The following is a 15,687-nucleotide window of genomic DNA, read 5'->3' on the forward strand; positions in this document are numbered from 1 at the left end:
AGGGCCGGACGGAGGCATGGTAGCGGTGGTAGTCGCCTTCACGGCCGATCTGGGCGAAGCGGGTGACGTGGCCGCAGATCTGGCGTTCGCTGCCATCCTGCAGTTCGATGTCGAGCGAGACCGGATGGCCGAGCAGCGCTTCGAAGTTGATGTCGGGTTTCTTCGACAGGACTTCGATCTCGGCCTCGAACACGGTGGAGAGCGCATCGCGCAGGGTCATGCTGCGGAACAAGAGGGCGTCATCGCCCAGCGGGGTGTGGAGGCGGAGGGGGCGCATGCAAATATCTCAGGGTAAACGTTGAATACTGAATACGTAGGGGTTATCGCCGCTGATGGCTTGCAGCTGCCAGCCACCTGGCTGGGTGACTCCACGGCCATTGCGAAGTACCAGTTCACTGGCAACAAACTGATCGTCTTGCTTGCCTGGCGAAACGGTAAGCAGGACTGCTCGATCAGGCTCGTAGCGGATGGCGCTGCACGCGGCGAACCAACCCGTGTACTGCCATGCCCGGCCGGCCCGACGATCAAACAGCACAATGCTGCGCAGGCGCTGAAATTTTCCGGTATTGCCTAGCCCGACCAAATTGGCTTCCAGACAAAGCTGGCCGTTGTCCCAGCGGTATATGCCCGCTGTTTCAAGATCCAGTTCGCCAGGGCGCTGCGCGAGCTTTCCGGGTAGATTCAGGGTTTGTATGGGCAGCTTGCGGCCTGCAACGCGCCAACCCTCGGTCTCGCTCCAGCGGGCATCCAATGCTTGACTGGAGGACTCATTCACCCAGCGAAAACCAACAGGCTTATCGGGTTTGGCTTCGACAAACTGGGGTTCGAAGCGGCCAGAAATATTGGATAGAGGTAAGGCTTTGGCGCTCTGCGACCGGTAAAAGGCGTCGTAGGAGTCAAAACGGGTGGCGCTGTCAGCGGCCAGCAGACTGCTGGAGCCCTGCAAGCAAAATATCGGCAACAGCAGCCAGCGTGAGGTCATTTCCAGGCTTTCCCTGAAACTGCTTTCAGATAATCGTCCGGGTGCTTCCAGAAGACGGTCTGTCCCCAGGCAGCAGTCGAAATATAGACGGTGTCGTAACGGCCTCGCTCACGGCCATTGACGAGCTTTCCGTGCTTGTCGGGTACTTGCCAGTAGGTAATCCCTGCTTTGGCGCTTTCCTTGACATCGAAAATATTGTGCTCGGGTTGGTCAAACTTGATGCCGGCTTTCACCTTGGGGTGATTGGTGTAATTGGACTTGAGATCTTTACCATCCCAGAAATAAGCCCCGTTCGAGTAGTCGGTGCCGATGTTCTCAATGGCATTCCGCGCACCCTGCAGGGCACGACGCATGCCGGGATCGGCCCAACGGGTTTCGGGTTTGGCCTTCGACAACAGCTTGAAGCGGGCGTTGCCATCTACGGCCGCGTAGGCAAAGGTCGGGTCTGCCTCCAGATAAGCTTTGATCTTGGTATGTCCGGTTGCCTTGGCGCGACGGACCAGCACCTGGGCAATCGCCGTCAGTTCTTCAATCGGAGATTCAACCGATGCTTCGCCATAGGCCACCGCAGCCAGCAGCACGGTATCGGCATCGAAGTCCGGCATGGGCTGTGTGGCCTGATCGGGCTTGGCTCCCGGATCGGTGTGTGCGGCACGGGAGGTGGTCTGTATGGTCGGCGCGGAAGCGGCTGTATCGGGCGACAAGCCTACGGGGCCGGGGGTGCGTTGATTTGCCATGATCGGTTGTGCTTATACATTCAGGCGGATTTCCCGCACATCCAGCAAGGCGAGTTCGGTGCTGTCAGTAGCCAGGAGCTTTTGCCCAAGTCCCAGCCAGAGATCGTGGGGGGCTGGTTGCCAGTCGGTCTTGCGGCAGAGTGCCAGACGACGGTCATCTGCCAGCTCGGAGCCAGGATAACGGGCGGGGAGCAAGGCACCGGATTCGATGCCGTTGGCAAATTGCAATACAGCAGGCAGCCACAGAACATCGCGCAGATCAACAGGCGCTTCAATTTTTACCGACTTGAGCTGTTCGAAGGCGACCCAGTGGTAGCGGTTATTCATGAAGACTTCGAGCACAGGCCCCAACCGGCTGTCGGCATCGGCAATCCATTCGAAAGGCACGCCGTCGATTTCGCCGGCGACCGCTGGCGCAGTCTCAAACGCCGTTTCGCGCAGCGCGGCAGCGCTGTCTGCCTTGTGATGGGCCAGGTCATGGATTGATTGGACCAGTTGCTGCAGCCAGGGTAGCGGCTCGCCCCACAGGGCAGGGGGGTGCTGACCGGCGAATACCGCGGCACGATCTGTCTCGCAGCGAATGGCGTCGCGATAGATCGCTGCCAGTGCCAAGCATGCCGGATCGAGTTCGGCGGCTGCATCCAGCTGGGCAGTAGCACGCTGCCATTGCCCGAGTACGGCTAACAGCTGAAACATGAAAACCCTGGCGGGGGCATCATCAGGCGCCTGACGGATGCGGCTGGTCAGTGCCGCCAAGGCGTCATCGGGGCGGCCTTCTTTCAGCAGGGCAAGGGCTTGGTCTGTCATGAGTGATCTCTAGGCAATGAGGTAGAAGGCAACGTGGTTAGCAAGCTGAGAAATAATCTGGTTTGCAGCGATGCCTGCGCAGCAGGCTAACAACGGTGTCCGCAGTGTTCAATCTGGGGTGGCGAACCACCCCAGATTGAACCCAGAACAGGCAGAAGCCGATGACTTTGCCAAGGCAAAGCCATCGCAAACATTAAACCTGCTTGTTGGCCTTGATGTCCCAACCGGACTTGACCTTGCCACCTTGAGCGGCGCCGTCTTTGCCCTGTGGTTGGTATTCGATCTCAACCTTCGAGAACGACAGACCAACGGTCTCCACTACACGCTGGCCGTCTGCGTTGCTGCCGCCGGCAGTCACGGAGGTAACCATAACGTCGGTCATGATGACCTTGAAGTAGTCGAGAGGGGTGTTACCGGCCTTGCGAACGGTCAGCTCGGCCTTGGGCAGGTGCTTGCCCGAGAAGCAGTGCTGAATCAGGATTGGCGAGGACTTGTCGATGAAGTGGGTAAAGGTAACGTCTTCAACGCTGATCTTGCCCGAACCACCACCTGTACCGGTGTGCATCGAGGAACCTTGAGCCATACCCCAGTTGAAAGACAGCACTTCAATTTCGTTGCTGTGTGCTGCGTCGATCGATTCGCCTTGTACGCCTTCGATCTTCAGAAAGATATCACTTGCCATTGCTGCGCTCTCCTTTCGGTGTTTGAGAGATTTCGGGTGTTACTGACTACATAAAAACAACTAAGCGTCCAGGTGACCGCGCAGCCATGCGCTTGACTTTCGTCTGGCGGCACGGACCTGGTGCTTCCTGGCGAGCCGGAGCGCCGGCACGCACAAGCTGGGCTGGAAGGGTTCTTACGAACCGGATTCCTTGAGTGAAGGCAGCTTGGAGACCAAGCGCAGCGAAACTGTCAGGCCCTCCAGCTGATAATGCGGGCGCAAGAAGAACTTGGCGCTGTAATAGCCAGGGTTGTCGGCGATTTCTTCTACCACTACCTCGGCGGATGCCAGCGGGCGCTCAGCCTTGACTGACTCGGACGAGTTGGCAGGATCACCATCGACGTAATTGAGAATCCAGTCGTTCAGCCAGCGCTGCATGTCGTCCCGCTCTTTGAACGAGCCGATCTTGTCGCGCACGATGCACTTCAGGTAGTGAGCAAAGCGACAGACAGCAAACAGATAAGGCAGGCGTGCTGCCAGCTGAGCGTTTGCCGTGGCGTCCGGATCGTAGTATTCGGCGGGCTTCTGCAAAGACTGGGCGCCAATGAACGCGGCCACATCGGAATTCTTGCGATGCAGCAGCGGCATGAAACCATTTTTGGCCAGCTCTGCCTCGCGACGATCGGAAATGGCGATTTCCGTCGGGCACTTCAGATCAACGCCACCGTCATCGGACGGGAAGGTATGGCAGGGCAGGTTCTCGACGATACCGCCTGATTCCACGCCACGAATGCGGGTACACCAGCCGTAGTACTTGAACGAACGGTTGATGTTGACGGCCATGGCGTACGCCGAGTTGGCCCATGAGTAGCGCTCGTGGGCGGCGCCTGCGGTGTCTTCCTCGAAGGCAAACTCATCAACAGGGTTGGTCTCGGCACCATACGGCAGGCGCGCCAGGAAACGAGGCATGGCCAAGCCGACATAACGCGAGTCCTCGGAATCTCGCAACGACCGCCAGGCAGCGTATTCCGGAGTCTGGAAGATCTTGGTCAGATCGCGCGGGTTGGCCAGCTCCTGCCAGCTTTCCATCTGCATGACCGAGGGCGAGGACGCGGCCAGGAACGGACAATGCGAGGCTGCGGCGGTTTTGGCGATTTCGCGCAGCAGTTCAACATCCATCGGGCTATGGTCGAAGTAGTAGTCGCCGACCAGACAGCCAAAGGGCTCGCCACCAAACTGGCCGTATTCTTCTTCATAGACGCGCTTGAAAAAAGGGCTTTGATCCCAGGCAATGCCCTTGAACCGGCGCAGATTGCGATGCAGCTCGGTCTTTGAAACGTTCATGACCTTGATCTTCAACATCTCGTCCGTTTCGGTATTGGTGACGAGATAGTGCAGACCACGCCATGCCGACTCCAGTTGCTGGAATTCGGGATGATGCAGAATCAGGTTGATCTGGGCTGAGAGTTTGCGATCCAGCTCGGCGATGATGGCTTCGATGGTCTTGATGGCATCGTTGCCGATCAGCTTGGTCTTTTCCAGTGCCTGGGCTGCCAGAGTACGAACTGCTTGCTCGACAGCGCTTTTGGCTTCGTCCGACTTGGGGCGGAATTCCTTCTGCAGCAGCTGTGACAGCTCACTGTCGTTTTCTAATGCCGCGCCCTGTGTCTGATTAAATAATTGTGTGCTCATATGCGCTCCTCCAATCAGTCAGTCGATCATTCGTCAGCAGGTTTGTCCGATGCCTTGTCAGCAACCGGGGCGGACGAAGTGGCCTGATTGGGCTGGGATCCAAGCGTGGATAGCAGACTGGGGTCGTTAAGAACTTTATTGATCAGGTTCTCCGCGCCGGTTTTGCCATCCATATAGGTCAGCAGGTTGGACAGTTGCTGGCGGGCTTCCAGCAGTTCACGCAAAGGCTCGACCTGACGGGCCACTGCGCCCGGCGTGAAGTCATCCATGCTGTTGAACGTGATATCAACGTTCAGGTTGGTCCCGTCATTGGTCAGGACGTTATCAACCGAGAAGGCTACCCGAGGCTTGATCGACTTCATGCGGGCATCAAAGTTGTCGATATCCACTTCGAGGAACTTCCGGTCTGCCAGGGCGGGCAGTGGCTCTGCCGGCTTGCCGGAAAGATCGGACAGAACGCCCATGACAAAGGGAAGCTGGATCTTGCGGTCGGAGCCGTAAACTTCTACGTCGTACTCAATCTGCACCCGAGGAGCCCGGTTGCGTGCTACGAATTTTTGGCCGCTGTCGCGTTTGACGATACTTTTCGCCATTTCGGTTCCTGTTCTAAGGTATTGATTAAATAACCACTTTTGTGGATTGACTGGAATGCACTAATTTAAATTACCAAAACCATGCCAAACAAATTTCAAAACCACTTAGCGGTTCAATCCAGCCAGTGATTCGATCTGAGAGATGCTATCCGGCGTCAGCTCCTTGATGATTTCGACGAAGTTCATCGACATCAGCTTCTGCGCACGCCGCAGCAGCAGCGGCGCCGGATTGCTCGGCTCATTCGTCTCAATGTAGCGGCAAATCAGATCCAGAGTCCGTATGACATCTTCACGGCTTGCGATGGTGCCGGGTGCGCTGACGGCGGGCTTGGTAGCGACCACCCCGGCAGTTGGCAATCCGCCCTCATCAGCATCTACAGCGGCTCCGGTTTCAGCCTGGCCGCCGGTGGCGTCATCCAGAACCTTGCGCAGGGCGCGCAAAGTGTCTACGAGTGGCGCAAGCTCAAGGCCATAGGCGGACTGGTCTGCAAGGAATGATTCAATTTGCCGGCAGCATTCAAAAGCACGGCGGACTTTTTCGGCAGCCGCTTTGGTCGCGTCGAGTTCTTCGGCAAACAGGCGGGTCAGGGTCGAACCATCCATACCTGGCTCGTCATCCGAGGCCGGCAGGCGTCCCAGCATGACTTCAACATCCCTTACCCTGGCTTCGCCAATTGCGCGGGAACGCACCAGCGCAGCTTTACGCAAATCGCCTACAACGGCTGAGGTGCTGGTCAGGGCCGCCAGAGAGGACAGACGCATAGTGACGTCATCCCCTTCTTCAATCTCAGGGTGGACACTGTCCCAAAAGCGGCAGAGTAGCCCGGTTGTCAATTCCAGACCGTCAACGAATCCCGAAAGACCATCAAGCCGACACGCCGAGCGCACATACAGCATGGCGACCCGCAGATCCTTGCTGCGCTCCAGCAGATTGACCGACAAATCGCGGACCTTGCGCCAGTCCGGCTCGGATGCTTTAACAACCACATCGCCAAACTGTTGCTCAGGCTGCTCGGCGGCAAGCTGTTCCAACTCCATGAAGTCTGGTTCATATTCAAGGTTGGGGCCGCTGGGAGAGGCAGCATCCACAGGGCTTAACAGGCGTTCGATTTCAGGATTGCTTGCACTGAATTCCATGTTTGATGGTCCCATTGTCATGAGGCGCGATGCTAGATGAATTCTTAGGCCCAATCAACAGTCATAATTATGTTGATATTATTGTTCGGCAAAGTCGTTCATCGCATTAGAATATACTAATGTAGCAGTTCTTGTGAGGGCTTGTTTGCCCCGTGTATGATTCCAAGCTGTTGGCATGAAGCGGGCTGTCTGGTGCGCTTGTCAATGCTGCCGGAAGTGCCTGGTCTGATGCAGGGATCCCAAGGGATGGTGTATTGTGGCCGGGTTGAAAGCCGTATAGGGTAATGATTCCGGGGGAGTGCGTGGAAATACGTGGTGCCAGGGTCAGTGTGCAGGAAGTAGAGAAGCGGCTGAGTAGTCCGATACTCATAGCCTATGACAATAGCAATAAAAAGCGCATTAGTTATACCCCGGCAACCGGTGAGTTCGAAGTGGTTCTCGGGGGAATTGTCGGACGATTTCGGGCTATGGAAGAGGCATTGCAGGCATATAATGATAGTGCTATCTGAAGAAATTGTTCGACAAAATCATCTATCTCAATTTAAATCATCACTTTTATTTGGGTCATCAGCACGTAATATCTTGCGTGGCAAGATGGCTGAATCACAGGAGTCAAATCAAGTCATGCGTGCCATTTTTCGCCGCCCTTCTGCCCTTGCCAGGTTGGCCGGTCTGGCCATGATCGCCGTACTTGCTGGTTGTGCCAGCAAGCCTGTTACGCTCAATACCGCGCTGGCGGCAAATTCCAATGTGAATCCTGACGTGAACGGCCGGTCGTCGCCGATTGCTGTCCGGGTTTATCAACTGACCGGTACTTCTGCATTCAAGAGTGCCGACTTCTTCTCTTTATACGAGCGGGATAAGCAGACGCTTGGTGAGGAGTACATCTCTACGGAGGAGTACATCCTGGTGCCCGGCGAGACAAAAAAAATTGAGCGCAAGCTGGATGACCGCGCCCGCGCCATTGGTGTGCTGGCGGCTTTTCGCGATCTGGAAAAGTCACAGTGGCGCAGCTTTGCCGAGATTACTGACGGACATCGCAGCTCGCTGTTGTCGCGTGAGGTGAAATTGCCGATTCTGGTGTCGGTGGAAGGACGCAAAGTGTCACTGAAGATCGGTGATGCTGCCGACGATGTGTCCAGCAAGGTTCAGCAAAAGGCTGGCGAGGTCGTTGAGGATGCCAAGAAATCAGCGGCTGATCGTGCTCAGGAAGAGGCGAAAGGCCAAGCCAAGAAGCTGATCAACCGCTTCTGAGGCATTGAGATTGTGTTTGTGATGCACAGTAGTAGCTTGAGCGGGCTTTGCTAGAACAAGCCCCGCCTGGTTTTTTCACGCCGTTTGGCGGGCAGGCGACTTCATCAACTCATTGATATGGTGTTTTATTCAAAGTGAATAAAAACAAAGTTGTTTGGACGGAAGGGCTGTTCCTGCAGCCACACCACTTCCAGCAGCAGGAGCGCTACTACGAGCAGTATGTTAACAACCGTTGCGCGGCATTGGGAAACTGGGGTTGGGGCTATCTCAAGCTGGAAATTGATGCGGCGTCTCTCAAGCTGGGCAAGCTCGCATTGCTGACGGCAGAGGGCGTGTTCAAAGACGGTACCCCGTTTGTTGCGCCTGATATTGACGCCATTCCAACACCGCTCGACATTCCTTCCGATGTCTCGGATGAACTGGTGGTGCTGGCTTTGCCCTTGCCAGTAGACGGGCAGAATGAACAGCAGGTTGTTCCTTCCAGCCGGCCGACCTTGGCTCGGCATCAGGCCCTAGACATTGAGGTGGCCGACATCACCGGCACGGCGGCCTTGCCGGCCTCCATGCTGGTTGGGCGGATCAACGCCCGGCTTATGCTCGAACGTGATGTGACCGGGGCCTATACCACGATTGGCGTTGCCAAGATCAGAGAACGCCGGGCCGATGGCGTGGTGGTGCTGGATACAGACTATATTCCGCCCGCGCTCAGTTGCCGTGCCGTGCCGATGCTGGATGGATATGCGCGCGAAATCGTCGGCTTGTTGCGGCAGCGTGGTCGCGCGTTGGCGGCCCGCATCGCAAACCCTGGCCGTGGCAGCGTGGCAGAAATTGCCGAATACCTGCTGTTAGGCACCATCAATCGCTACGAGCCCGTGTTTTCGCATTTGGCGGATGCACCCGGCTTGCACCCCGAAGCCTTGTATCGCCACGGTTTGCAACTCGCGGGTGATCTCGCCACCTTCAGTCATGAAGATCGCCTGCCTTTGCAGTTCGGCAAATATGATCATGACGATCTGGCAACCCACTACCACTTGCTGATGGACGATCTGCGTCGCTCCTTGTCGATGGTGTTCGATCAGAGCGCTGTGGCAATCGAGCTGCAGGATCGCAAGTATGGCGTTCGGGTGGCCATCGTGCCGGATATGGAACTGCTGCGTCAGAGCGGCTTTGTGCTGGCTGCCAGCGCGCAGATTCCTGCCGAAGCCTTGCGTTTGCGCTTGCCGGCCCAGATGAAAGTTGGTCCGATCGAGAAGATCCGCGATCTCGTCAATCTGCAGCTGCCCGGCATTGCGCTGCGGTCTTTGCCGGTCGCGCCAAGGCAGGTGCCTTACCACGCCGGCTTCCACTACTTCGAGCTGGATCGTAACCACGAACTATGGGGGCAGCTGGAGAGATCCGGTGGCTTGGCCTTGCATGTTGCCGGTGATTTCCCAGGCCTGCAGCTCGAATTGTGGGCAATCAAGAGTTAAATGCCCGTTGATGCCTGCTGTCACCAAACTTGACGGTGCATCGTCAGGTATCCCCGCAGCAGGCCTTTCCGACAGGTTGAGCCCTACCCGAACAATGGCCGCTTGAATGCGGCGGCATCTAGGTAACTGCCAACATGGATATCGACTTCAATCTGATCAAACCCTCGCCAGGGGGAAGTGGCTCCTCGAATTCAGGTGGCCAGCAACCGGGCAATACGCTGCAGGATCTGGGCGGCGAGCACAATTACCGGGGCAGCGGCCGCCGCGTGGGCATGAACCCGCTGCTCAAATGCGCCAATCCCGTGCTGTATATGGTGGGTCACCTGCGCCAGAGTCAGCATCATCCCGACCCCTCCGCCCTGCGTGACTACCTTGCTGACCGAATCCGCGAGTTCGAAGACGTGGCGCGCGCAGATGGCATTCGTCATGAGAACGTGATCGCGGCCCGGTATGTGCTGTGTACCTTTCTGGATGAGGTGGTGGCCAGTACCCCTTGGGGGGGGTCCGGCATCTGGTCGCGCCATAGCCTGTTGGTGATGTTTCACAACGAGACCTGGGGGGGCGAGAAGTTCTTCCAGCTCCTGTCCAAGCTGGCCGAGAACCCCGCCGGTAATCTTGATGTTCTGGAACTGATGTACTCCTGCCTGTGCCTGGGCTTTGAGGGCCGTTACCGTGTTGTCGATGGCGGTGGCGCGCAGCTCGAACTACTGCGTCGGCGCCTGTTGGAGTTGCTGCGCAAGCAACGAGGCGCCGCAGAGCGTGACCTCTCGCCAAACTGGAAAGGCGTCGTCACCGAGACGGTTCGCAAGTTCGCGGCAGTCCCGCTGTGGGTGGTGGTGGCCGTTGGTTGCGCGGTCTTGATGGCGATTTACATGGCGTTTGTGCTGCGACTCAATGCCCAGTCAGACCCGGTGTTCGTGGCCATTCAGAACCTGCGGGCCAAGGCGCCGGTGGTGGTGGTGGAAAAGCCGGCTGCCAAGCCGCGTCTGGTTGGTCTGTTCGAGAAAGAAGTGCGCGAGGGCCTGGTTTCCGTCATGGATAGCGAGAACCGCTCAGTCGTGACCATCCGGGGTGATGGCCTGTTTGAGTCCGGCAGTGCCCAGCTGAATGATCGCTACCTGCCGTTGCTGAACCGGATTGGTGACGAACTGAACAAGGTGCCCGGCAAGGTGTTGATCACCGGCCATACCGACAACGTGCCGGTACGTTCACTGTGGTACCCGTCGAACTGGCATCTGTCCAAGGCGCGGGCCGAGGCGGTGAAGGATATTCTGGCGGTGCGCGTCGCTGCCAACCGCATCGAGATTGATGGTCGTTCCGATATGGAACCGGTTGCACCCAATGACACGCCAGCCAACAAGGCGCGCAATCGTCGGGTCGAAATTACCGTGTTCGTTACCAAGTAATGCGTGAGCAATACCCAGGATAAGCAATGAGATCGATTCTAGGACTGATTTTCAACCGCTGGGTGCTTGCTGCACTTGGTTTCCTGTGCTTTGCACTGCTGGTCTGGTTCATTGGGCCACTGGTGGCGATAGCTGAATACCGGCCACTCGGGCCTGCATGGATCAGGCTGGCGCTGATATTCGGCGTGGTCTTCGCCTACCTGTTTACGGTGACGCTGGAATTCTGGCGTGCCCGTCGTGCCAGCAAGTCGCTCGAAGCTGGCATGCTGGCGCCTGCTCAGACGGTTGAACCGGGGACGGCCGCTGCCACCGAACATACCCAGCTACAGCAACGTTTTTCCGAAGCCTTGCAAGTGCTCAAGCTTGCGCGCAGCAAATCTGCGGGAAAAGGTTGGCGTGGCGCCATGGCGGGGCTTGATAGCAGCCGCTATTTATATGAACTGCCTTGGTATGTGATTGTTGGCGCGCCCGGCACTGGCAAAACCACGGCCCTGGTCAACTCCGGCTTGCACTTTCCGCTGGCAGAGCGCTTTGGCTCGGAAAGTGTGCAAGGGGTTGGTGGCACCCGTAACTGCAACTGGCTGTTTACCGATAATGCGGTTCTGCTCGACACCGCAGGTCGCTACTCCACCCAGGCCAGCGACAAGCAGGCTGATTCGAAAGAGTGGGCGAGTTTTCTGCAGCTATTGGCCAAAAACCGCCCGCGTCAGCCCATCAATGGCGTGATGGTGACCATCAGCGCTACCGACCTGATCCACGCCACCACTACCGAGCTGGACCTCCAAGCCAATGCCTTGCGCAACCGGATTCAGGAACTGCACAAAGAGCTGAAGATCAGCTTCCCGATTTATCTGCTGGTCACCAAATCAGACGTACTGTCTGGTTTTGCCGAGTTTTTTGACGAGATGACCGCAGAAGAGCGGGCACAGGTCTGGGGAGTGTCCTTCCCGCTCGCCAAGGAAGGTGCAGAGCCGGTTGGCATGCATACCGTGTTCCCGGTGGAGTTTGATTCGCTGCTTGATCGTCTCAATCAACGGGTGCTTGATCTGCTGGAGAAGGAGCGAGATGCCGAACGCCGTTCGCGCCTGTATAGCTTCCCGCAGAATTTTGCCGAAATGGGCGGCCCGTTGACGGAGTTTCTGCGTTTGGTGTTCGCACCCAGCCCATATGAGCAGCCCGTCATGCTGCGAGGTGTCTACTTCACCAGCGGCACGCAGGATGGTGCACAGGTTGATCCGTTATTTGGCCAGTTTGCCCGGCCCTTGGCGCTGGATCGTCCTGCGCCGGTTCAGCGAAAGGCCAGCGGCCGCAGCTACTTTATTTCCCGCCTGCTGACAGACGTGATTTTTGCCGAATCGCAACTGGCGGGCACCAATCGACGCTGGCTACGCCGTCGCAACCTGATCATGGGTGGCGGTTATGCTGCTTTTGCCTTGGTTTCGGTCGGCGCATTGGCAGGCTGGACGGTCAGCTATCTGCGAAATGATGGCTATCTGCTGGATGTCGAGAAGCAACTGCCGGCCGCGCGCAAGAAGGTGGATGGCGTGGTTACCACACGGGCCGAGCAACTCTCCGATCTGCTGCCGGCGCTGGAGGTGGTCCGTGACGTTGCGTCCACACAGGAAGTCAAACAGGACAAAGCTCCATACAGCATGCGTCTGGGTTTGTATCAGGGCGACAAATTGCATTCGGCCGCTGACAACGCCTACAAGCGCTTGCTGCACGAAGCACTGCTGCCCCGCATCGCCTTCCGCCTGGAAGAGGCCCTGCGTAACGCCGGAGATGATCCGGAACTGCGTTACGAAGCCTTGAAGGCATATTTGATGATTCATGATGCCGATCACTTTGACGCAACGGCGTTCAAGACCTGGGTACTGGTGGATTGGGAAGCGCGACTGTCGCGTGATGTCACCAGCCAGCAGCGGGCCGAACTGGCACTGCATCTGGATGCGTTGCTGGCCAACAAGTCTGTGACCAGCCCGGTGCCGCTGGATGAAAAGCTGGTTGCCGAAGCGCGGGAAGCTCTGCTGCGGCGGACCCTGGCGGAGCGCGTCTATGGCCGCCTCAAGCGCATGGGAATCGCCCGCGAGGTGCCTGACTTCAAGGCAACCGAAATCGCCGGCCCGCAAGCCATGGTGGTCTTGACCCGAACCAGCGGTGAGCCATTGAGTAAGGGTGTATCCGGCTTCTATTCGCTGCGTGGGTACTACCAGCACTTCATGAAGGAAATCAACGGCGTGGCCCGTGAGATGGCGGAAGAGCAGAGCTGGGTGCTTGGCGTCAAGCAGCAGGCCCCCGCCAGCGTGCCTGCCGGAACGACCGTGCCAACGGAGTTTGATCCGGCCGCACTCAAGAAGCTGAACGAAGACGTGCGCAAGCTGTACCTTGAGGAGTACGCCAATACCTGGGAGAAGTATGTTGGCGATATCAAGCTCGTGCAGTTCGGCAATCTGCAGCAGAGCGTCAATGCTGCGCGCGTTCTGTCGGCGCCTGACTCGCCACTGGCTGCCTTGTTGCGCGGCATCGTTAAGGAAACATCGCTGACACAGATTGCCGAGGCGGACAAAACCGTGGTCGATAAGGCCAGCGACACCCTTAATCAGAAGAAGGAAGCGTTGAAGCGAATGATTGGTCAGGGTGACCAGCTGACGCCGGCAGATACGGCTTCCTATCGTCTGGAGCGCATCGTGGATGATCGGTTTGAAGGTCTGCGTCGTCTGGTGCGTAGTCCGCAGGCAGGCCAGCCAGCACCGCTTGATGCCTCTCTGGGTTTGCTCAACGAGTTCTATACCTACCTGACTGCGACCGACACCGCGGTGAAATCTGGCGTGCCGGCGCCGCAGAGCGATTTGCCAACCCGCCTCAAGGCCGAGTCGGCACGCATGCCCGAGCCTATGCGTTCAGTCATGCAGTCGCTGTCTACCGCCGGGGTAAGTCAGGCCTTGGGTGTGACCCGCGACAATCTTTCATCCAGCATGAGTTCTGCAGTCGCCGACTTCTGTTCGAAGGCTGTTGGCGGTCGCTATCCGTTCAACCGCCATGCCAGCAGCGACGTGCGTCAGGATGACTTTGCCCGCCTGTTTGCCACCGGGGGCGTGCTTGACGAGTTCTTCCAGAAAAATCTTGCGCAGTATGTCGACACCGGCAAGAAGCCTTGGCAGTTCCGTCAGGTAGGCGAGGGTTCCATGGGGAATGCGTCGGGTGCGCTGATCCAGTTCCAGCGCGCGGCGGTGATTCGCGATGTGTTCTTCCAGGGCGGTGCGCGTACCCCAACGCTCAAGCTTGATTTCAAGCCGGTTGAGATGGATGCAAGCCTGATCCAGTCGGTGATTGATATTGATGGTCAGGTCATCAAGTATGCGCACGGTCCTCAGGTACCAACCACAATCAGCTGGCCAGGCCCCAAGGGGAGTGGTCAGGTGCGAGTCCAGTTTGTCGGGCAAGGTGGTGCCGAAGCGGGAGGCATGGTGTTTGAAGGGGCCTGGGCGCTGTTCCGCGCACTGGACAAAGCACAGATCGTTTCGACCAACCAACCTGAGAAGTTCCGGGTGATCTTCGATATCAACGGTAAGAAGGCGCAGTATGAAGTGACCTCCGGCAGCGTGCAGAATCCGTTCCGCCTGTCCGAGCTTGCCCAATTCCAGTGCCCGTCGAGGTTGTGATATGAGCGGTAATGATCTACCCGTGGCGGGTTGGTACGGCAAAATTCCGGCGCTGGCCGATTTTGCCTCACGCCGGCTCGACCCTGCGTTTGTAACCGCCTGGGATGGCTGGTTGCGCGCATCGCTGCTGGTCAGCAAAGAGAAGTTGGGCCAAGCCTGGCTGGATCGTTACCTGACTGCCAGAGTCTGGCGGTTTCTGCTGACGCCCGGTGTTTGCGGCAATGCTGCTTACATCGGCGTCATGATGCCCAGCGTGGACGGTGTAGGTCGCTACTACCCGTTTACCATCTGCGCCCCCATCAGCCCGCCCTGGACCGCCCGCTTTGCCCGCGCTGAGGGGATGGGCTGGTTTTCCCAGGTGGAGCGGGTGGCGCTGGAGGCGTTGTCGCAGAATCTAAGCCCCGATCACATCGACGAAGCCTTGCTACGCTGTGGTTTACCGCGTGCCTTGCCGGAAGATGCCCAGCTAGATGACACCGTGTCGCAACTGGCGGATGCCTGGCGTTTACGACCAAATGCCATCACCCAGATGGGGTTGAAAGGGGCGCATTCGCTGGGGGATCTGTTTCTTTCGATGGGGCGTACCACCTTTGGCCGCATGAGCGAAGGCAAATCTTTGTGGTGGACCGATGCCCCGGAATTCGCCATGCCCATCCTGCTACGCTTCGACGGGATGCCACCCCCTCATGCGTTTGCCCAGTTCTTGCTGCTGCGACCGGGTGAGCCAGAGGCCAGCCAATCGGTGATGGCGGGTTACTGAGGGTTCAAACCATGAGCATCGATGTCTTTCCTCTAGAGCGCCTGCAGCCCACCTTGCTGGATCGTCTGACGGATGAAGAGCCGGACAAGGTGGAAGAAGCTCCTGAATCCCGCACTGTTGCCAAATCTCAGTACCGTAAAGCGGTGTTGCGTGATCTGGGCTGGTTGTTGAATGCCACGCAACTCGTGTCGCAACGCGATCTGGTCGGGCTGGATGAAGTGGCGCATTCCGTCGTGAATTACGGCCTGCCGCCGTTATCTGGTCGCAATCTGTCTCAGCTCGATCCCCGCTCGCTGGAGCGTTCGATCCGCGACAGTATTCTGTGTTTCGAGCCGCGCATCCTGGCCGAAAGTCTGGTGGTCACCATGCTGGAGTACGATGTGCTTTCAAGCCATAACCTGATTGGCTTTGAAATTCGCGGTGTCCTCTGGGCGCAACCCTATCCTATCGAGCTGCTGCTCAAAACCCAGCTGGACCTCGAACGCGGGGAATTCCGCGTCGTGGACGCCTGAGCAACCCTCGTTCCG

14 protein-coding genes are annotated in these 15,687 nt (G+C 57.8%); 6 read left to right on the forward strand and 8 right to left on the reverse strand.

From position 1 onward, the window contains the following. The 8 genes from PZA18_RS21090 to tssA all read right to left on the reverse strand — a co-directional run. On the reverse strand, positions 1-277 hold a 277-nt coding region (locus PZA18_RS21090), incomplete at its 3' end, for a contractile injection system protein, VgrG/Pvc8 family (RefSeq protein ID WP_284102863.1). A gap of 9 nt (positions 278-286) precedes the next feature. Beyond that, complete coding sequence (locus PZA18_RS21095; RefSeq protein ID WP_284102864.1) at positions 287-982, reverse strand: hypothetical protein; 696 nt, start codon at positions 980-982, stop codon at positions 287-289. Continuing rightward, positions 979-1,719 carry a hypothetical protein gene (locus PZA18_RS21100; protein WP_284102865.1) on the reverse strand — a complete coding sequence of 247 codons (741 nt, stop codon included), beginning with the start codon at positions 1,717-1,719 and terminating at the stop codon, positions 979-981. The genes PZA18_RS21095 and PZA18_RS21100 overlap by 4 nt, the downstream gene beginning before the upstream one ends. Positions 1,720-1,731: 12 nt before the next feature. After that, entirely contained in the window at positions 1,732-2,526 is a 795-nt protein-coding gene (locus PZA18_RS21105) for a type VI secretion system accessory protein TagJ (protein ID WP_284102866.1), read from the reverse strand. Positions 2,527-2,719: 193 nt separating this feature from the next. Beyond that, on the reverse strand, positions 2,720-3,208 hold the full coding sequence (locus PZA18_RS21110) for an Hcp family type VI secretion system effector (RefSeq protein ID WP_284102867.1): 489 nt from the start codon (positions 3,206-3,208) through the stop codon (positions 2,720-2,722). Between the two features lie 174 nt (positions 3,209-3,382). Continuing rightward, the gene (gene tssC, locus PZA18_RS21115) at positions 3,383-4,879 is read right to left on the reverse strand and encodes a type VI secretion system contractile sheath large subunit (protein WP_284102868.1); all 1,497 of its coding nucleotides are present in this window, start codon (positions 4,877-4,879) and stop codon (positions 3,383-3,385) included. Between the two features lie 26 nt (positions 4,880-4,905). Continuing rightward, positions 4,906-5,472: a type VI secretion system contractile sheath small subunit gene (tssB, locus tag PZA18_RS21120; RefSeq protein ID WP_284102869.1), complete on the reverse strand. Its 567-nt coding sequence runs from the start codon at positions 5,470-5,472 to the stop codon at positions 4,906-4,908. 105 nt (positions 5,473-5,577) lie between these two features. Beyond that, positions 5,578-6,609, reverse strand: coding sequence for a type VI secretion system protein TssA (gene tssA, locus PZA18_RS21125; RefSeq protein ID WP_284102870.1), 1,032 nt, complete (start codon positions 6,607-6,609; stop codon positions 5,578-5,580). Between the two features lie 624 nt (positions 6,610-7,233). Between tssA and tssJ the strand changes: the two genes are divergently transcribed. From tssJ to tssE, 6 genes are all read left to right on the forward strand, one after another. Next, a complete protein-coding gene (tssJ, locus tag PZA18_RS21130) occupies positions 7,234-7,863 on the forward strand; it encodes a type VI secretion system lipoprotein TssJ (protein ID WP_284102871.1) in 630 nt (209 codons plus the stop codon). Between the two features lie 134 nt (positions 7,864-7,997). Then, a complete protein-coding gene (gene tssK, locus PZA18_RS21135; RefSeq protein WP_284102872.1) occupies positions 7,998-9,332 on the forward strand; it encodes a type VI secretion system baseplate subunit TssK in 1,335 nt (444 codons plus the stop codon). A gap of 134 nt (positions 9,333-9,466) precedes the next feature. After that, positions 9,467-10,738, forward strand: a complete 1,272-nt coding sequence (locus PZA18_RS21140) for a DotU family type VI secretion system protein (protein WP_284102873.1) — start codon at positions 9,467-9,469, stop codon at positions 10,736-10,738. Between the two features lie 26 nt (positions 10,739-10,764). Next, on the forward strand, positions 10,765-14,400 hold the full coding sequence (tssM, locus tag PZA18_RS21145) for a type VI secretion system membrane subunit TssM (protein WP_284102874.1): 3,636 nt from the start codon (positions 10,765-10,767) through the stop codon (positions 14,398-14,400). 1 nt (position 14,401) lies between these two features. Then, positions 14,402-15,160 carry a type VI secretion system-associated protein TagF gene (gene tagF / locus PZA18_RS21150; RefSeq protein ID WP_284102875.1) on the forward strand — a complete coding sequence of 253 codons (759 nt, stop codon included), beginning with the start codon at positions 14,402-14,404 and terminating at the stop codon, positions 15,158-15,160. A gap of 11 nt (positions 15,161-15,171) precedes the next feature. After that, the gene (gene tssE, locus PZA18_RS21155) at positions 15,172-15,672 is read left to right on the forward strand and encodes a type VI secretion system baseplate subunit TssE (RefSeq protein ID WP_284102876.1); all 501 of its coding nucleotides are present in this window, start codon (positions 15,172-15,174) and stop codon (positions 15,670-15,672) included. Positions 15,673-15,687 lie beyond the last annotated feature (15 nt).

This window comes from Parachitinimonas caeni (genome assembly GCF_030129945.1).
Taxonomy (GTDB): domain Bacteria; phylum Pseudomonadota; class Gammaproteobacteria; order Burkholderiales; family Chitinimonadaceae; genus Parachitinimonas; species Parachitinimonas caeni.